At 66.5% G+C, this 18,377-nt stretch carries 17 protein-coding genes and 1 pseudogene; 13 read left to right on the top strand and 5 right to left on the bottom strand.

The genetic code is table 11. The features are described 5' to 3' along the window. Positions 1–40 precede the first annotated feature (40 nt). On the bottom strand, positions 41–685 hold the full coding sequence (narL, locus tag EET03_RS23175; RefSeq protein ID WP_075544161.1) for a two-component system response regulator NarL: 645 nt from the start codon (positions 683–685) through the stop codon (positions 41–43). Positions 686–720: 35 nt separating this feature from the next. Here narL and EET03_RS30420 point away from each other — a divergent pair, with 35 nt between their 5' ends. Together EET03_RS30420 and EET03_RS23170 are read left to right on the top strand one after the other, a co-directional pair. Continuing rightward, positions 721–867, top strand: coding sequence for a hypothetical protein (locus EET03_RS30420; RefSeq protein WP_167470685.1), 147 nt, complete (start codon positions 721–723; stop codon positions 865–867). Further along, positions 861–2,081, top strand: a complete 1,221-nt coding sequence (locus EET03_RS23170) for a sensor histidine kinase (RefSeq protein ID WP_075544160.1) — start codon at positions 861–863, stop codon at positions 2,079–2,081. Before EET03_RS30420 ends, EET03_RS23170 begins: the two co-directional genes overlap by 7 nt. A gap of 8 nt (positions 2,082–2,089) precedes the next feature. Here the strand turns inward: EET03_RS23170 and EET03_RS23165 are convergent, their stop codons facing one another. Then, positions 2,090–3,706: an FAD-dependent oxidoreductase gene (locus tag EET03_RS23165; RefSeq protein ID WP_075544159.1), complete on the bottom strand. Its 1,617-nt coding sequence runs from the start codon at positions 3,704–3,706 to the stop codon at positions 2,090–2,092. 13 nt (positions 3,707–3,719) lie between these two features. After that, positions 3,720–4,385, bottom strand: a complete 666-nt coding sequence (locus tag EET03_RS23160; protein WP_099193758.1) for an IclR family transcriptional regulator — start codon at positions 4,383–4,385, stop codon at positions 3,720–3,722. Positions 4,386–4,500: 115 nt separating this feature from the next. Here EET03_RS23160 and EET03_RS23155 point away from each other — a divergent pair, with 115 nt between their 5' ends. Genes EET03_RS23155 through EET03_RS23120 form a run of 8 tightly spaced genes read left to right on the top strand, consistent with a single transcriptional unit; the run spans position 4,501 to position 13,645 of the window. Next, positions 4,501–5,364: an alpha/beta fold hydrolase gene (locus tag EET03_RS23155; RefSeq protein ID WP_075544157.1), complete on the top strand. Its 864-nt coding sequence runs from the start codon at positions 4,501–4,503 to the stop codon at positions 5,362–5,364. After that, positions 5,364–7,061 (top strand): bifunctional 3-(3-hydroxy-phenyl)propionate/3-hydroxycinnamic acid hydroxylase, encoded by a 1,698-nt coding sequence (locus EET03_RS23150; RefSeq protein WP_075544156.1) that lies wholly within the window; start codon positions 5,364–5,366, stop codon positions 7,059–7,061. Before EET03_RS23155 ends, EET03_RS23150 begins: the two co-directional genes overlap by 1 nt. Continuing rightward, positions 7,009–7,929, top strand: a complete 921-nt coding sequence (locus tag EET03_RS23145) for a 3-carboxyethylcatechol 2,3-dioxygenase (RefSeq protein ID WP_075544155.1) — start codon at positions 7,009–7,011, stop codon at positions 7,927–7,929. Before EET03_RS23150 ends, EET03_RS23145 begins: the two co-directional genes overlap by 53 nt. Beyond that, a complete protein-coding gene (locus tag EET03_RS23140; RefSeq protein ID WP_099193757.1) occupies positions 7,926–9,656 on the top strand; it encodes an FAD-binding protein in 1,731 nt (576 codons plus the stop codon). Before EET03_RS23145 ends, EET03_RS23140 begins: the two co-directional genes overlap by 4 nt. Before the next feature lie 2 nt (positions 9,657–9,658). Next, entirely contained in the window at positions 9,659–10,969 is a 1,311-nt protein-coding gene (locus EET03_RS23135) for an LLM class flavin-dependent oxidoreductase (RefSeq protein WP_075544153.1), read from the top strand. A gap of 20 nt (positions 10,970–10,989) precedes the next feature. Next, positions 10,990–11,817, top strand: coding sequence for a coniferyl-alcohol dehydrogenase (locus EET03_RS23130; RefSeq protein ID WP_075544152.1), 828 nt, complete (start codon positions 10,990–10,992; stop codon positions 11,815–11,817). Next, on the top strand, positions 11,805–12,794 hold the full coding sequence (locus EET03_RS23125) for a cyclase family protein (protein WP_075544151.1): 990 nt from the start codon (positions 11,805–11,807) through the stop codon (positions 12,792–12,794). Before EET03_RS23130 ends, EET03_RS23125 begins: the two co-directional genes overlap by 13 nt. Continuing rightward, positions 12,794–13,645, top strand: a complete 852-nt coding sequence (locus EET03_RS23120; protein ID WP_099193756.1) for an alpha/beta fold hydrolase — start codon at positions 12,794–12,796, stop codon at positions 13,643–13,645. The genes EET03_RS23125 and EET03_RS23120 overlap by 1 nt, the downstream gene beginning before the upstream one ends. On the opposite strand, the gene EET03_RS23115 is transcribed toward EET03_RS23120, so the two are convergent. Further along, positions 13,633–15,249, bottom strand: a complete 1,617-nt coding sequence (locus EET03_RS23115; protein ID WP_099193755.1) for a multicopper oxidase family protein — start codon at positions 15,247–15,249, stop codon at positions 13,633–13,635. The genes EET03_RS23120 and EET03_RS23115 overlap by 13 nt on opposite strands. 122 nt (positions 15,250–15,371) lie before the next feature. On the opposite strand from EET03_RS23115, the gene lpqS reads away from it, so the two are divergent. Both lpqS and EET03_RS23105 read left to right on the top strand, forming a co-directional pair. Then, positions 15,372–15,779 (top strand): putative copper homeostasis (lipo)protein LpqS, encoded by a 408-nt coding sequence (gene lpqS, locus EET03_RS23110; RefSeq protein WP_099193754.1) that lies wholly within the window; start codon positions 15,372–15,374, stop codon positions 15,777–15,779. A gap of 17 nt (positions 15,780–15,796) precedes the next feature. Then, positions 15,797–16,984: pseudogene (locus EET03_RS23105) on the top strand (MFS transporter); the annotation flags it as partial. 109 nt (positions 16,985–17,093) lie between these two features. Here the strand turns inward: EET03_RS23105 and EET03_RS23100 are convergent. After that, positions 17,094–17,414, bottom strand: a complete 321-nt coding sequence (locus EET03_RS23100; RefSeq protein WP_075540703.1) for a hypothetical protein — start codon at positions 17,412–17,414, stop codon at positions 17,094–17,096. Between the two features lie 51 nt (positions 17,415–17,465). On the opposite strand from EET03_RS23100, the gene EET03_RS23095 reads away from it, so the two are divergent. Then, positions 17,466–18,275: an SDR family NAD(P)-dependent oxidoreductase gene (locus EET03_RS23095; protein ID WP_075540704.1), complete on the top strand. Its 810-nt coding sequence runs from the start codon at positions 17,466–17,468 to the stop codon at positions 18,273–18,275. The last annotated feature ends 102 nt before the right edge of the window (positions 18,276–18,377 follow it).

Genomic DNA, 18,377 nt, shown 5'->3' with positions numbered 1-18,377 from the left:
CACGCGATTGCTGGCCAAGCGGCAGTCGGTCGAGCGGCAGTCAGTCGAGCAGCCCCTGCCGCATGGCTTCGGCCACAGCGGCCGCACGGTCACTGACACCGAGCTTTTCGTAGAGCCGCTGCACATGGGTCTTGACTGTCGACGGCGCCACATACAGTTCGCCGGCGATCGCGGGGATGCTCTGGCCGCGGGCAATACGATTGAGCACCTCCCGCTCGCGGGCGCTGAGCACCGGAGCCGTCGGGGCCGCTCGCTGGCGGATCTCCCCGGCAAGCCCGCCGACCAGGGAGGGCGCGACGACGTCGCGTCCCTTGGCGCAATCGAGTACGGCTTTGACGATCTCGGTGCGCGTCGAATCCTTCAGCAGGAACCCGGCAGCGCCCTGCTGCAATGCCTGGTAGACGATCGCCGATTCGTCGTGCGCCGAAATCAGCAGCACGCGGGTCGGCAAGTCGTAGCTGCGCACCGCGGCGGCCACCTGGGCGCCGTCCATGCCCGGCATCCGGTAGTCGAGCAAGGCAACGTCGGGCAGCTCAGCCTTGATCAACTCCAGCGCCGTCGCGCCGTCATCGGCCTCACCGACCACGTTGACCGAGCCGCTCAAGGAAAGCGCGCGCACCACGCCCTCACGAAACAGCGGATGGTCATCGCCGACCACCACACGGACTTTCTCGGGCGCCGCCATGTTCAAGTCATGCCCCTGTCGCGCCGACCATGGCGATGAGTGTAGCCGTTCGCCGCGACCATCTGCCCGCAATTCCCGGAGAACTCGCGGGCCTGCTCGACAGTTTGCTCCGCGGATCGGCGATATTGCCGCGCAACGCCCCGATCGCATCCGCGGTCATGACTACGGTGTTCTTGTGGTAGAGACCAGCGACGCAGAACTGAAACGGGTGCGCAGGCTGCACCAGTTGCGCTCCTACCGAATCGCTTCGGTGCTTCGAATCGGAGTTGTGGTGTTGATGGTCGCCGCCATGCTGGTCGGCACGAACAACTCCGAATGGCTGCAGCAATCCGCGTTGATCGTCGCCTACGCGTTGGCCGCACTGTGGGCCCTTGCCTTGGCGTATGCACCGTCGCGACGCGTCATTGTGTTGCGCCGATTCGTCAGGATGGCCAGATACGAGCCCTTTGCGTTCACCGCCGCCGACGTTTTCGCGTTGACCGGTTTTCAGTTGCTGTCCACCGACGGGATATATCCCTTGCTGATCATGACCTTGCTGCCGGTCCTGGTGGGCTTGGACGTGTCGTCGCGGCGGGCGGCGGTGGTGCTGGCTTTCACGCTCATCGGATTCGCCCTCGCGGTGATCCAAGACCCGGCAATGGTGCGGGCAATCGGATGGCCCGAAGCGATATTCCGATTCGTGCTCTATGCATTTCTGTGTGCCACCGCATTGATCGTCGTTCGGATCGAAGAGCGCCACGCCCGCTCGGTCGCGGGTCTGAGCGCGTTGCGTGAGGAGCTGCTGGCGCAAACCATGACCGCGTCGGAAGTGTTGCAGCGCCGGATCTCGGAGTCCATTCACGATGGGCCGCTGCAAGATGTGCTGGCCGCCCGCCAGGAGCTCATCGAGTTACAGACGGCTGCGCCCGACGACGAGCGCGTCAACCGGGCTTTGGCCGGTCTGCAGAGCGCATCGGAACGTCTGCGGCAGGCCACCTTTGAGCTGCATCCGGCCGTCCTGGAACAGGTTGGCCTCGGCGCGGCGGTCGAACAGCTGGCCGCCTCCACCGCGGCGCGTTCGGGCATCAAGGTCAGCACCGACATCGACTATCCGGTGCGCAATGAGATCGACCCGATCATGTTCGGTGTGGCCCGCGAGTTGCTGTCAAACGTGGTGCGCCATTCCCGGGCCCGCACTGCGTCGGTCACCCTCGGGATCACCGACGACACCTGCGTTTTGGATGTCGCCGACGACGGGGTGGGCATCAGCGGCGACACCATGGCTCGCCGCCTCGGCGAGGGGCATATCGGGCTGGCTTCGCATCGGGCGCGGGTCGACGCCGCCGGCGGGACTTTCGTCTTCCTGGATACCCCGGCGGGCACCCACGTCTGCGTGGAAGTCCCGCTGAAGTCCTGAAACCACCGCTACCGCGGGTCGACGGATGCGCCGGTGGCGACAGCGTAGCCGGCGCGGTACCCGAAAACCATTGCGGGGCCGATGGTTCCGCCCGCGCCGCCGTAGGCTCGGCCGGTAACTCCGGCCATCGTGTTGCCGGCGGCGAACAGACCGGGTATGGGGTTGCCGCTGACGTGGAGCACGCGTCCATCGCGGTCGGTGCGCGGTCCGCCCTTGGTGCCCATCGCACCCACCCGGATCGGTACCGCATAGTAGGGGCCGGTGTCGATCGGGCCGAGGGTCCGTCCGGCAAGCGTGGTGGCACTCTGGTCGCCCCAATAGCCGTCGTAGGCACTGGAACCGCGGCCGAAGTCGGGGTCGCCGCCGGCCGCGACGTTGCGGTTCCACCGCTCGATGGTGTGCGTCAGCCCGTCGACGTCGAGGCCGGCCTTGGCGCCCAATTCGGCCAGGTCGGCCGACTCGCAGAACCAGCCGGGAACCGGTTGAGCGGGGGCGACACCCAGAAACCCGTAGCGCTGCAGGTGAATCGAGTCAAAGACGATCCAGCCGCGGTCGTTGACGTAGCCGCCCCGGGGATCGAGGTAGTGGAAGGCGCCGGCCATCGAGTTGTAATCGCATGCCTCGTTGACGAACCGCCGCCCGGCCCGGTTGACGATGATGCTGCGCGGGCGGGTTCGCTCCAGGCGCACGCTGCGGCTGCGTTGCCGGCCGTCGATGGTGTCGCCCGGGATCTGCACGATCGGAACCCACCACGCTTCACCCATATTGGCCAGCTCGGCGCCGCGCGCCATCGCCATGCGCAGTCCGTCTCCGGTGTTGTTGGGCGGCGAGACCGCGCCGTGCATCGGTCCGCGCAGGAATGCCCGCACCAGAACCGGATCCCATTCAAACCCGCCCGTCGCCAGGATGACCCCGCGCCGGGCCCCAACGCTGATGCTGTGTTCGGGGCGCGCGATTCGCACTCCGGTGACGGCTGAGCCGTCGACGATCAGTTCCTCGGCCGGCGCGTTCGGGCACGGTTGCACTCCGGTGTCCAGCAGGCCCTTCAACAGTCCGGCGATCAGCGCGGTGCCGGCCACGCACACGTTGCCCGGCCCCGCGTCGACGCCGGCATGCAACCGGGCGCGGGTCTCGGCGTCGAAACCGACGTTGGACCAATCGGCGGGGAATGTGGTGATCCGGCCGGCCCACTCGCCGATTCGGTCGAGATCGAACGGCGCCGCGCTGAGCGAGCGCCCACCGGCGGGCTGTCCTCCGGGCAGCTCGGGCCGGTAATCCGGGAATCCGTCGGCGACCTCGAAGCGCAGACCGCTGTGTTTCTCGACGAAGTCGAGCATGGCCGGACCGGTTTGCACGAACGTTTCCACCAGGGCGTCGTCCATCGATCCCCACGATTGCGCGCGCAGGTATTGCAGGGCGTCGGCCACCGTCAGCTCACGGTCGGGACAGCGGTGATGAGCCGGAATCCAGGCGATGCCGCCCGAGACGGCGGTGGTCCCGCCGATGGTCGGCGCCTTCTCGAACACCGCTACCGATGCGCCGGCGACCGCCGCGGTCAATGCGGCGGTGAGCCCGGCGCCGCCGCTGCCGAGCACGACGACATCGAATTCCTGATCCCACCGCATGCCCGGCGTCCCTTCAGCTCAGCAGTGTGGACAACTGTGTGGCGGCCGCGATGACCGCGTCCTTTCCCCGGCGCACCACGTCTTCGCGGTGGGAAATGAGGTTGATGCAGGTCGGCGGTGATGGCGCGACGCGGCGCACGGGCACGGCCAGGCCGTAGGTATTGGGTTCGATCTCCCCGTAGGTCATCACCCAGCCCCGCTCACGGGTGGCGGTGACCAGGTCCCGTTCACCCGGACGCGGCGACATGCCCGCCAGCAGGGCTATTCCGGCGGCGCCGCGGACCAGCGGATACCTGCTGCCTTCGTGGAAAGCGAGCTGGTAGGCGACCTGAGTCGGCACGATGACCGCGATCGCCACTTGCTCGTCGCCCTCGGCGACCAGCAACGACACCGTGGTTCCCAGTTCGTCGGCCAACGCCCGCAGCGTCGGCAGACTCAGCTGGCGCAGGTTGTGGTCGAAGGACGAGCCGAGGACGGCCAGGGCCGCCGCCGGCCGATAGCGCCCGTCCTCGCCCTTGGAGACCAGCCGGAACTGGGTCAGCGTCGAGAGCAATCGGTAGGCGATGGTCCGGTGTACGCCAACCTGGTCGGCCACCTGCTGCATGGTGAGCCCGCTGGGCGAACCCGCGACCAGTTGCAGCGCAGTGAGCCCCCGGGCCAGGGTCTGCGAGCCGGTCACAGTCTTGACAGGCCCCCGGACGAGAGCAAAGCTCTATGAATAACGCACATTAACGTGCGATATTAGCACAATCCGGTATCCGTAAACGAGAACCGGACTTCCAACGGAAGGAACCGTGGCGGAGTTCGAGAGCGTGTGGAGCGATCTCCAAGGTGTCCCGTTCGAGCAGGGCTACCTCAACGCCGCGGGGATCCGGACGCGCTACCTGCGCGCCGGCGATCCCGGTAGGCCGGTGCTGGTGCTGTTGCACGGGTCCGGTGGTCACGCCGAGGCCTACGTCCGCAACCTGGCGGCGCACGGCGAACATTTCTGGACCTGGTCGATCGACATGCTGGGTCACGGCTACACCGACAAACCGGGGCATCCACTCGAAATCCGGCACTACGTCGAGCACCTGATGGCGGTGGTGCGCAGCATCGGGACCGACCGGATCAAGCTGAGCGGTGAATCGCTGGGTGGCTGGGTGGCCGCCCGGGCCGCCATCGACCACCCGGACGTCGTCGACCGCCTGGTGCTCAACACCGCCGGCGGCTCGCAGGCCGACCCGGAAATCATGGCGCGCATCATCGCGCTGTCCATGGCAGCCGCGGAGAACCCGACCTGGGAGACCGTGCAGGCGCGGATCAAGTGGCTGATGGCCGACAAATCCAAGGGCTACGACGACTTGGTCGCCGCCCGGCAACGCATCTATCGCCAGCCCGGGTTCGTCGCGGCCATGCGCGACATCATGGCTTTGCAGGATCCGCAGATCCGGGCCCGCAACCTGCTGGGGCCCGACGATTACGGGGCCATCACCGCGCCGACGCTGGTGCTCTGGACAACCCACGACCCGACGGCCGACGTGTCGGAGGGCAGCCGGATCGCGTCGATGATTCCCGGCGCGCGCTTTGAGGTGATGTCGGGCTGTGGCCACTGGCCCCAGTACGAGGACGCCAAGACGTTCAATCGCCTGCACCTCGATTTCCTGCTGGGACGCTGATGACCGGGAGCGGACACGAGGTAGACGTGTTGCTGGTCGGCGCCGGTCCGGTCGGGCTGACGTTGGCCAATATTCTTGGGCTGCAAGGTATTCGCACGCTGGTGGCCGAGGAGCGAGCCAGCCTGATCGACTATCCCCGCGGGGTCGGACTGGACGACGAGGCGTTACGCACCTTTCAGTCGATCGGCCTGGTCGACGAGATCCTCCCGCACACGGTGCCCAACCAGATTCTGCGGTTCTTCGACGCCAAGCGCCGGATATTGGCCGAAATCGCACCGCCCGACGCGCGTTTCGGCTGGCCCAGGCGCAACGGCTTTGTGCAGCCGCTGGTCGATGCCGAATTGTTGCGGGGGCTGGACAGATTCGACCACGTCGAAGTGTGGTGGAACCGCCCGGTGATGTCCTGTGCGCAAACCGGCGACGCGGTGACGGTCGAGTGTGGTGGCGAGGGCGGCGTGTCGCGGGTGCGCGCCGGCTATGTCGTCGGCTGCGATGGTGGGCGCAGCATCATCCGCCGAACAATGGGTGTGTCGTTCGACGGCACCACCTCGCCGACCCGGTGGCTGGTCGTCGATATCGCCAACGATCCACTCGGTCACCCCAACAGCGAGGTCGGCGCCGACCCGCAACGCCCGTACGCGTCGATCTCGGTCGCACACGGGATTCGCCGGTTCGAATTCATGATCCACGCCGACGAATCCGACGAGCAGGCGGCGGATCCGGCGTTTTTGACCCGCATGCTGGCCCGCGTGGTCCCATACCCCGACCGGGTTGAGGTGATCCGCCGGCGCGTCTACACCCATCACTCGCGAATCGCCGGCGCCTTCCGCAGCGGTCGCCTGCTGCTGGCCGGGGATGCCGCACACCTCATGCCGGTATGGCAGGGGCAGGGCTACAACAGCGGCATCCGCGACGCGTCGAATCTGGGATGGAAGCTTGCCGCGGTGGTCACCGGGCAGGCCGGCGACTGTCTGCTCGATACCTACGACATGGAACGCCGCAAACACGCCCGGGCGATGATTGACCTGTCCACCATGGTGGGAAGGGTGATTTCCCCCACCGACCGCAGGATCGCGGCCGGCCGGGACCTGATCGTGCGCGCCGCCTCAATTGTGCCGTCGCTCAAGCGCTATGTGCTCGAGATGCGGTTCAAGCCGATGCCACGCTACGAGCGCGGCGCAGTCGTGCACGCCGAGCCCCGCAACCCACGATCGCCGGTGGGTACCTTATTCGTTCAACCCCGGGTCAACACCCGCACCCGCCGCAACGTCTTGCTGGACGACGTGCTGGGCGCCTGGTTCGCGGTGTTGTGCTGGAACAACAACCCGCGGAAAATCCTTGGCGAGCACGCATTTGCAACGTGGCAGGCGTTGGGTGCGCGGTTCGTCGTCGCGCGTCCGGAGGTGCAGCTGCACTGGACCGGACACGACGACCCCGATGTCGTGGTCGTCGGCGACCACACCGGAGACCTCAAGTCCTGGTTCGACGCTCACGACGAGTCGGTGGTGTTCCTGCGTCCCGACCGGTGTATCGCCGGCGCGTGTATCGCCCAACTCGCTCCCGAGTTGAGCGCATCGCTCGTCAAGGCCCTCACCCTCACTCCGAGAGGCGGTGATTTCCAAAGTGCCACTGGCTCTGTGCTGTATGTCCCACAGCCCGCTGCTGAATCTACCGGGGCCGCCGCGGGACCTGCTTGACGACGTCAATGCCGCGATCGGGAAGGCACGGGAATTCGTCGGCGAGTACGATCCCGAAGTCGTCGTCATCTTCGCGCCCGACCACTACAACGGATTCTTCTACAAGGTGATGCCGCCATTTTGTATCGGCATGCACGCCAACGGAGTCGGCGACTACGGCAGCTACGCCGGCCCCCTCGACGTTCCCGAGCAGATCGCGCAGCAGTGCGTCAAGGCCGTGCTCGGCGCTGACGTCGACATCGCCGTCTCGGCCAGCATGGACGTCGATCACGGAACGGTCCAGCCGCTGGAGAAGCTCTTCGGCACCGCGACGTCGCGCCCGGTGATACCGATCTTCATCAATGCGATCGCCACGCCGCTGGGACCACTGCGCCGTTGCCGGGCACTGGGTACCGCGGTGGGCGAATTCCTTGCCTCACTGGACAAGCGGGTGCTGGTGATCGGGTCCGGTGGGCTGTCGCACAGCCCGCCGGTGCCGACGCTGGACAATGCCGGCCCGGCCGGTCTGGAGCGGATCGTGCACGGCCAGCCGATGAGTTCCGAGCAACGACAAGCCCGGCAGACCGCGGTGATCGACGCCGCCAAGAGCTTCGCCGCGGGAGACAGCAACCTTGCGCCCCTCAACCCGGCCTGGGATCAGCGATTCCTGGAGATCGTCGACGGGGGACACCTGGACGACCTGGATCAGTGGTCGAACTCGTTCGTGATGCACGAGGGCGGCGGCTCCGCGCATGAAATCCGCACCTGGATAGCCGCTTTCGCCGCCCTGGCGACCGCGGGACCGTACCGGACCACACTTCGCTACTACAAACAGGCTCCCGACCTGATCACCGCGTTCGCCATCAGGACGGCGGCGCCGAGCCCATGACCTATACCGGCAGCGAAGCCTTCGACCACGTCGTCGACGTGCTCGTGGTGGGGTCCGGCGCGGGCGGTATGACGGCCGCACTGACCGCCGATGCCGCCGGCCTACAGACGCTGGTGGTGGAAAAGTCCGGCCACTTCGGCGGTTCCACCGCCTTGTCCGGTGGCGGTATCTGGGTACCCGGCGCGCCGGCGCAGCGCCGAGCGGGCTACGCCCCGGCACCCGCTGATGTGATCGAGTACCTGCGCCGGGTCACCGACGGCCTGGTCAGTGCGGCGCGGATACGCCAATACGTCGAGTCGGCCCCGCAGATGCTGCAGTTCCTGGAAGGGCTCTCGACGTGGCTGGAGTTCGTCTGGAAGCCCGGCTACGCCGACTACTACCCGGACATACCCGGCGGCTCCGAACTGGGCAGCACCATCAACGTGCCACCGATCGACCTGCGTTCGTTGGGCGCCGATGAGGAGAAGCTACTCGCACCGCTGTCGCTGGCGCCCAAGGGAATCTGGCTGGGACCAAACGAATTGCGTTCGTTCTACCGGATCCGCCAGTCTTGGAGCGGAAAGGCGGTGCTGCTGAAGCTGCTGGCCCGAATGGTCAGGGCCAGGGTGCTCGGTGAGCGGATCGCGGCGATCGGCCAGTCACTGGCAGCGCGGCTGCGACTGGCGATGAAGGAGCGCGACATTGCGCTGTGGCTGGACTCGCCCATGACCGAATTGCTCACCGACACCGACGGATCGGCGATCGGTGCGCTGGTGGACAGAGCCGGCGTACCGGCGCGGATCGGCGCGCGGCACGCGGTGATCCTGGCTTGCGGAGGTTTCGACCACGACCTGGCCTGGCGCAAGGAACACCAGCCGATCGTGGACCGGGACTGGAGCTTCGGCAATCCCGCGGCCACCGGTGACGGGATCCGTGCCGGCCAGCGGCTGGGTGCGGCCACCGACCTGCTCGACGAGGCCTGGTGGTTTCCGGCCATGCAATGGCCGGACGGCCGAATGCAATTCATGCTCAATGAGCGGATGATGCCGTCCCAGTTCATCGTCAACGGCGACGGTAAGCGCTTCATCAACGAGGCCGCGCCCTATATGGACTTCGGTCACGCCATGATCGAGGGCCAGAAGTCCGGAGTCACCCACATCCCCTGCTGGCTCATCACCGATCACCGGTCCTGGAACCGCTACGTCATCGCCGGGCATCTGCCGATACCGAAGATTCCCGGAGCGCCGGTACCCACCGGGCGGACGGTCCCCGCGGCCTGGCTGCAGACCGGCGTCGTCAAAGCGGCGCGGACATGGGAGGAGCTGGCAGGCAAGGTCGGCGTCCCGGGCACCCAACTCCGGCAAACGGCAACGCGTTTCAACGAACTCGCCCGCAACGGCCACGACGACGACTTTCACCGCGGCGACAGCGCCTACGACAACTACTACGGCGACCCCACGCTGCCCAACCCCAACCTGTACCCGCTGGGCGATCCGCCCTACTATGCGTTCCGCATCGTTCTCGGTGACCTCGGCACGTCGGGAGGCCTGCGCACCGATGAACACGCACGGGTGCTGCGCTGCGACGACACCGTGGTGCGTGGACTCTACGCGGTGGGCAACACCTCCGCGCCGGTGATGGGCCGCAGCTACGCCGGTGCCGGGGCGACCATCGGACCCGCCATGACCTTTGGCTATGTCGCAGCGAAACACGTAGCGGCACAGGCACGTAATGCTCATAGGAGGTAAGCATGAAAATCTCGTTGTTCTACGAATTCGCCCTGCCACGTCCCTGGACCGCCGACGACGAACGCATCCTGCTGCAGGATTGCCTCGACGAGGTCGAGGCCGCCGACAAGGCCGGCTTTTCCACCGTCTGGCTCACCGAGCACCACTTCCTCGAGGAATACTGTCATTCCACCGCACCTGAAATACTTCTGGCCGCGGCCAGCCAGCGGACCAAGAACATCCGATTGGGATTCGGCATCATGCACCTGCCGCCCGCAGTCAACCACCCCGCCCGGGTGGCCGAACGCATTGCCACCCTGGACCTGCTGTCCAACGGGCGGGTCGAGTTCGGCACCGGAGAATCATCCTCGGTCGGCGAACTGGGGGGATTCAACATCGATCCCGCCGACAAGCGGGCACAATGGGAGGAGGCGCTGGAAGTCGCGATTCGCTGCATGATCGAGGAACCGTTCTCCGGTTTCCAGGGCGAGCACATCCAGATGCCGGCCCGCAACGTCATTCCCAAGCCGATGCAAAAGCCGCACCCGCCGGTCTGGGTCGCCTGCACCCGGCCCGCCACCGTCCAGATGGCCGCCCAGAAGTGCATCGGCGCACTGAGTTTCGCCTACACCGGTCCCGGCCCACTGACCGAGCGGGTGAACGGCTATTACAAGGAATTCGAGGAGAACGGCGTCCCGGTGACCCCACGGATCAACCCGAACATCCTGGCCATCGGCGGTGACCTGTCGATGATGGTGGCGCGGACAGACGACGAGGCGCTGCGGCGCCTCGGGCAGGGCGGCGGCTTCTTCTCGTTCGGCATCATGCACTACTACATGACCGGTGTGCACACTCCCGGGCGCACGGGTGTGTGGACCCGGTATCTCGAAGAGGTGCAGAAGGATCCGGCGCTGGCCTATGGGCCGGGACGCGGCGCCATCGGCTCGCCGGCCACCGTGCGCGAGTTCCTGCGCGGCTACGAGGAGAGCGGCGTGGACGAGATCATCCTGCTGCTCAACCCGCGAAGTCACGAGGGCACCATGGAGTCCATCGAAATCATGGGCGCCGAAGTGCTGCCGGAATTCATCGAGCGCGACGCCAAGGCGGTCGCCGACAAGGCCGCCAGGCTCGCTCCCGTCATCGAGCGAATCGAGGCACGCCGGCCGGAAACACGACCCTTTGGCGCACCCGCGTTCGACGAAAACTACTCATTCGGCGGCCTGCCCACCGGACGCGGCGGTAAGTTCACGGCCAGCGAGATCCCCGAAGCCATGGCGGAGATCAACGAGGGCCGCGTCATGGCGGCGCGCCGCGCAAAGGAGCAGCGTCAATGACACCGGAAGTTGGCTAGGCGTTGGGCCGAATCGACGACCTGTGGCGCTACGACGGCCGCCGTGCGGTGGTGACCGGATGTTCCTCGGGTATCGGCGCGCAGGTCGTACATCAACTCACCGCACTCGGCGCGCACGTGGTCGGCTTGGACAAACAGCGAACGGGCCACGAGATCAACGACTTTCACGAGGTTGACCTCGCCGATCCGGATTCCATCGATCGGACCGTCGCGGCTCTCGGCGGACGCGTCGACACGCTGTTCAACGTCGCCGGCGTCTCCTCGGGGATCGGCGACCCGCTACTGGTCGTCACCATCAATTTCCTAGGGCTGCGCCATCTCACCGAGGCGCTGATTCCGATGATGGCCGCGGGTGCATCGATTGTCAGCGTGTCATCGCTTGCCGCGGCGGCCTACCGGGAGCATCGGTCGGCAGTGGCTCCGCTGCTGAATACCACGACGATGCAAGAAGGCATCGAATGGTGTCATCGCCACCCCGAGGCGGTGGGCAGCGGCTACCAATTGTCCAAGGAAGCAGTCATCCTCTACACCATGCGACGCACGGCCGACCTCGGTGCACGCAGTATCCGGATCAACTGCTCCGGGCCCGCGGTGACCGAGACACCGATCCTCGACCAGCTGAGGCGTGCCTACGGGCCGGAATTCCTCGACGACATTGCCAAGCCGCTGAGCCGGGTGGCCGATCCGGCCGAACAAGCCGCGGTGCTGCTGTTCTTGAACAGCCGTGCCGCCAGTTATATTTCGGGTCAGGTCGTCTGGGTGGACGGCGGAAACTTGGGCGCCGCAATCGCCGGCGAACTCGAGAAAGGACGGGCGCCATGGCCAGCCTAACCGAATTCAGGCGGGTGGCAAGCGATCTCAGTAACTGGGGCCGGTGGGGTGACACGGACGAACTCGGGACGTTGAACTTCATCACCGCCGACACCATCCGGCACGCCGCCAGCCTGGTCCGGCACGGGAAGGTGTTTCCGCTCGGCGTGGATTTCGGGTCGTCCGGCCCGCAGGGCGCTTTCGGGTTCCGGCACAACCCCATACACGTGATGACCGTGGACGGTGGCGATGCGAACACCCTGGGTCGGTACGGGCCCGGATGGACGCAGAACCCGACGGCCGAAGAGATGGGCAACTACCTGGTCGACAATCCGTTCCGGTTCAACGACGACATGGTCATCATGCCGTTGCAGGCGGCCACCCAGTGGGACGCGCTGTCGCACGTCTACTACGACGACCAGCTCTACAACGGCTTCCCGGCCGGATCGGTGACCAGTCTGGGGGCCTATCACTGCGGCATCGACAAGGTCGACGTCAAGGGCATCACCTCGCGCGGCGTGCTACTGGACCTGGTGCGTCATCGCGGCGCGGAAGTCTTTCTCGAGCATGGCAACCCGATCACTCCGGAGGAACTGGACGACGTCGTCCGTGCCCAAGGCGTCACGGTCGGCCGCGGAGACATCGTGCTGATCCGAACCGGTTGGTGGGCAAGGTTTCTGATGACCGGCAACAAGACCGAGTGGTACTCCGGGCTGGACTGGCGCTGCGCCCAGTGGCTGCACGATCACGAGATCGCCGCGGTGGCCTCCGACAATCTCCAGGTCGAAGACCCCGTCTCGGGAGTCGAAGGCCTGTTCCTGCCGTTTCATCTGCTGTGCCTGCGTGACATGGGGCTGATGCTGGGCGAATACTGGGATCTCACGGCCCTGGCGGCCGACTGCGCCAGCGACGGCGTCTACGAGTTTCAGCTGATCGCGCCGCCGCTGAGATTCATTGGTGCGGTGGGATCGCCGGTGAATCCCATCGCGATCAAGTGATGCCGATACACCGCCGCACCGCCGTGGTCGACGGTCTGGTCACCAGTTATCTGGAGTCGGGCGCGGGTGACCCGGTGGTGCTGCTGCACGGCGGCGAATTCGGGGCCAGCGCCGAATTGGGCTGGGAGCACAACATCGCCGCGCTGGCTGCGCGCTACCGGGTGCTGGCGCCCGATCTCCTCGGGTTCGGACAGTCGGCCAAGGTCGTAGACTTCGTCGACGGCCGCGGGATGCGCATCCGGCATGTGGCACGGTTCTGCGACGTTGTCGGCGTCGACTCCGCGCATTTCGCCGGCAATTCCATGGGCGCCATCATGCTGCTGACCGATGCCACCTCGAATGTATCCCGGCTGCCGATCCGCACCATGGCGATCATCTGCGGCGGGGGAGAGATTCAGCAGAATCGGCACTTCGACGCGCTGCAGCGCTACGACGCCACCTTTGCGGGGATGCGCCGTATCGTCGAGGCACTGTTCCACGACGCGCGCTATCCGGCCGACGAGGACTACGTGCGGCGCCGCTACCAGTCGAGCATCGCTCCGGGAGCGTGGGAAGCCGTGGCGGCAGCGCGTTTTCGCCGCCCCGGCGCTGAGCCGGAATCTGAGCCGGCCTCGGAACCGGCCTCGGAATCGTCGAGTGCGCGCCGCTATCAGCGCATCACCGTGCCGACGCTCGTGGTCGAGGGGCGTAACGACAAGCTCCTGCCCGCCGGGTGGGCCGCGCAGCTCGCCAAGCAGGTCAGGGATGGACGCGCGGTGGTGATCGACGACGCGGGCCACTGTCCGCAAATCGAGCAATCCTCGGCCGTCGACGAACTCCTGCTGGACTTCTTCAGCCGTCAGAAGACGTAATCCAGGCGCGTCATCATACCGGCCGCCAGGTGATACATGTTGTGGCAGTGCATCACCCACGTACCCGGATTATCGGCGACGAGCACTGCCTGGACCTTCTGCTTGGGCAGGACGATCACGGTGTCCTTACGGGCGCCGAGGGAACCGTCGGCTTTGACGATCTGATAGGTGTGGCCGTGCAGGTGCATGGGGTGCCACATCATGGTGGTGTTGTCGAACACCAGAAGTTGGCGCTGGCCCTGGTGTACCTGCAGCGGCTTGGTCCTGCTGTAGGGCTCACCGTTGATCGTCCAGTCGTATTTCGCCATGGTGCCGCCCAACACGACAGGAAGTTCGAGGCCGGGTTCGGCCCGGCCCAGATTGGCCGACGTTGTGGCGGTGAACATCTCGATGGTGCCCACCCTCTTGGTGAGTTCCGCCGGCTGGAACTGCGGATCGGGCGCGCTGCCCGCACCGGTGGACAGCAGCGAGCGTGCCACGGCGTTCTTGCCTTCGGCGAGTGCGACGAGCGGGAAGACACCGGATGCCGCCCTCACGATGACGTCGTAACGTTCACCCATGCCGATCAGCAGCGCGTTGACCGGTGTCGCAAGCACCGGGTAACCGTCGGTGTGGGTGACCGTCATCGAATGTCCGGCCAGCGCGACGCGGAATGCCGTATCGGCAGCGGCATTGATGATCCGGATTCGGATTCGCTGGCCCGGCTTCGCATTGAAGGTCGTGGGGGCCGCGGGGATCCGGCCGTTGATCAGATAGTAGGGGTAGGCGACGTCGCCCGCGTCGCCGCCGAGCAGCTCGCTGCTGGCCACGTCGCCGCCCGGCATACCGGGCATCGGGGATGGCGGCGGCGTCTCGGTCGTGCTCGTCGTACTTGTCGTGCTCGTCGTACTTGTCGTGGTTGGCGGGGTCGGCTGGGTCGGCGGGGTGGGCATGGGCATTGCGGTGGGCTTGTTCGGGTCCACCAGGGCGTCGTAAATCTGTTGCGGACTCTTGCCGACGCCGTCGGTCCAATCGTCAAGCACGACAATCCATTCCGCGTCGTAGCGTCCCGGTTCGGTCGGATCGTCAATGATGACCGGCAGATAGAGCCCCATGTCCTCTTCGAGGCCGACGTGCGGATGAGCCCAGTAGGTGCCCGGATCAGGGGCGGAGAATCGGTAGGTGAAGTCGTGGCCGGCCTCGATGTTCGGGGCGGCGGGCACGACGCCGTCCATGTCGTTGCGCAGCGCGATGCCGTGCCAGTGCAACGACGTCGGGCGGTCGAGCCGATTCGTCACCGCGACGACAATCTCATCGCCGACGGCGGCCCGGATCAGCGGTCCCGGGACCGTGTTGCCGTAGGCCAGCGTACGGGCGATCGGCCCACCGAGGTCGATCTCCACCTGCTGAGGGACCAGGCTGGCGGTAACGGTTCGACCGCTGTGCGGCCGGGCCCGCTCGGCCGCGTCGATTGCGGCAGCCATGGCCGCCTCGCCTGCCGAGTGTGTCTGTGGGTGGCCGCAACCGGCCAGCGCGAACCCACTGGCGATTCCGGCGCCGATAAAGCCGCGCCTGCTGAGCTGTACTCCGCCCAGGGGATGACCGCTCGTTGGCAGTACCGGCATGGACAGCTCCTCGTCTGGCGTTAATTCGGGCCCGCGCTACTACCCTGCTAGGACATCGACCGCCGCGCAAGCCGCAATGCCGCACCTTAGGTGATACCCGCTGGGGGTATATAGTCGCCGACGTGAACCTTCGGCAGGCGGTGTGGACGCGGTCCGCGCGGATCGCAATCGTCCTGGTCGTGGTCGTCGCCGCGGTAGCCGCTCAATGTTGGCTGCCGCAGTTGGATCGTCAACCGGCGCATCTGAGCCACCCGCTGTCGACGGCTGTGGGCAGTGAATTCGCGGTGAACATCGGTCACGCACATCTCACCGACGACTCGGCGTCGCCGTGCCCTCCGCTGCAGGCCAGCGCGGTGATACCGCGATCGCACACGCCGGCGTTCGAAGCTGCCGTGGTGGTGGTCGCCAGCGGCATCGCGGGCGTACTCACCGCTGCCGTGGTGGTCGCCGGGCGCGGACCGCCGACCCTCCCGGTTGATGTGCGCACCGGTCAAGACTTGTTGACTCGGTTCTGCCTGTCTCGTTGCTGACCGGTCAGTGTCAGGCCCTGGTGATGGGGGTGCGCAACTTCTCCCAGCAGGGCATGTTCTTCGTGGGCGGCACACTGGCGGACCGGTTCGGCTATAAACCGCTGATCGTGGCCAGCTGTCTGATCCGTACCGGCGGGTTCGCCATGCTGGTGTTCGCGCAGTCCTTGCCCACCGTGCTGATCGCCTCGGGTGCAACCGGTTTCGCTGGGGCACTGTTCAACCCGGCGGTGCGCGCCTACCTCGCCGTCGACTCCGGCGACCGGAAGATCGAAGCCTTTGCGATGTGCAACATCTTCTATCAGGCGGGCATCCTGCTCGGCCCGCTGGTGGGATTGGCATTGCTGGCATTGGACTTCCGGATGACCGTGCTGGGCGCCGCGGCAGCGTTCGCCGCGCTGACCGTGGCCCAGCTGCTGGCGCTGCCGCGGCCGTCGGCCGACCCCGAATACGAGAAGACCTCAATCCGGCAGGGCTGGCGGACAGTTGCCCGCAACCGCGCGTTCTGGTGCTTCGCCGCGGCCATGACCAGCGCCTATCTGCTGTCGTTCCAGATCTACCCGGCGCTGCCCATGCAAGCATCGGTGCTGGTGCCGCGCAACCAATCTCTGTTGGTGGCAGCAATGTTCGCGGTATCGGGCGTGGTCGCGGTCGCCGGGCAGCTGCGCATTACCCGATGGTTCGCCGCACGCTGGAGCGCCGGCCGCAGCCTGGTTGTCGGGGCCACCATCCTGGGTGCGTCGTTCGTACCGCTCGCGGTGGTCCCGGACGTCGAACGGTTCGGGACCGTCGCAGCAGTCACGGCATTGTTGCTGTCGGCGAGTCTGCTTGCGATTGCCTCGGCGGCGTTGTTTCCGTTGGAAATGCGGACCGTGGTGGCATTGTCGGGCGACCGGTTGGTGGCGACTCACTACGGGTTCTACAGCACCATCGTGGGAGTCGGCATCCTGCTGGGAAACCTGGGCGTCGGCTCGCTGTGGAGCGCGGTGCACCGGGTGAACGCCGATGCCGTGTGGGGCGGTTTGATTCTCGTGGGACTCGCGACCGTCGCCGGGCTCTACGCGCTGGACAGATCTTCGCAACGGCGCCCAACCCCGCCTTCCTTCGGGCGCTGCCCGGCTCCGACATCACGATTGACAGTAGGTCCGATAACGATGCCGGCCGAACCTCGCGCCAGCTTTTCGACCCCGCGCAGCCGGCGGTTATGAAGAGCGCCAAGGTAACTGACTTCGGCCCGGAAATCGGCTATCCCGAAGCCAGGCGGCGACCGGGAGGTGCGGCGAGGTGGAGTTCGGAGCACTACCACCCGAGATCACTTCAGCGAGAATGTATGCGGGTCCTGCCCGCTGCGCTGCGCAGCCTCGGGCGGCCGGTGCAATCGGTGTCTGCCGCTTCGACGATCGCGAACATGCTGCGGCTCAAGCCTTTCCCGTCGCCGGTGAGCGGCTTCGTGGCGGCGATCAGTGCCCCGCTGGCCATGACGTCGAGCGGGACGCCGGCGGCGATGGCCACGACGATGTCCGGCTCATCTCGGCTGGTGGTGTCGGCGGCCTGGAGTCGCGCCGTCTTGGTCGGCAGGTTGTCGGTGCCACGCAGTTGGGGTGCGGCCGCGTTCGGCGCAACCGGTCTCCGTTTCACCGCTAAATCAACTGCTTGACTTAAGGCGGCGGGCGCCGATTAACTCGTCGTGTGGTCAACGAACTGGCCGGCAAGGTCGCCGTCGTCACCGGTGGGGCATCCGGTATCGGCCGTGCTACGGCTGAGCGGTTTGTGGACGAGGGCGCGCGGGTGGTCATCGCCGACGTCCAAGCGGACATGGGTCAGGCGCTGGCGGCCCGCCTGGGACCCGAAACCATGTTCCGGCGCACCGACGTCTCCGATCCCGGACAGGTCGCGGCGGTGGTGGCAGCCGCCGTTGACACGTTCGGCGGCTTGCACATCATGGTGAACAACGCCGGTGTCTCCGGAACCATGCACCGCCGATTCCTCGATGACGACCTGGCCGATTTTCACCGGGTCATGGCCGTCAATGTCCTGGGGGTGATGGTGGGCACCCGCGATGCCGCCCGGCATATGGCCGCTCACGGCGGCGGATCCGTCGTCAACCTCACCTCGATTGGCGGCATCCAGGCCGGCGGCGGCGTGATGACCTACCGCGCGTCGAAGGCGGCGGTCATCCAGTTCACCAAATCGGCGGCAATCGAGTTGGCGCACTATGAAATTCGAGTCAACGCCATCGCGCCCGGCAACATACCCACGCCATTATTGGCCTCGTCGGCGGCGGGGATGAGTCGAGACGAACTCGAGCGGTATGAGGCGGCGATTCGCCAGGCCATGCGGGACGACCGGCCGCTGAAGCGCGAGGGCACGCCCGAGGACATCGCGGAGGCGGTGTTGTATTTCGCCGGCGAGCGGTCCCGCTATGTCACCGGAACCGTGCTCCCGGTGGACGGCGGGACGGTGGCGGGCAAGGTGATTCGATCCGCGCGCCGAACGTGAAGCCACTGCGAACATTTCGCGGAATTGTCGCACTCAGTACACGTTCGGCGAAGGTGCGGCGGGTGCATGGCTATGGCGGGCCGCTTCTTGGGCGAGTTGCAC

The sequence above is a fragment of the Mycobacterium innocens genome (genome assembly GCF_900566055.1).
Classification (GTDB): Bacteria; Actinomycetota; Actinomycetes; order Mycobacteriales; family Mycobacteriaceae; genus Mycobacterium; species Mycobacterium innocens.
This window is presented reverse-complemented; position numbering and strand designations above follow the sequence as displayed.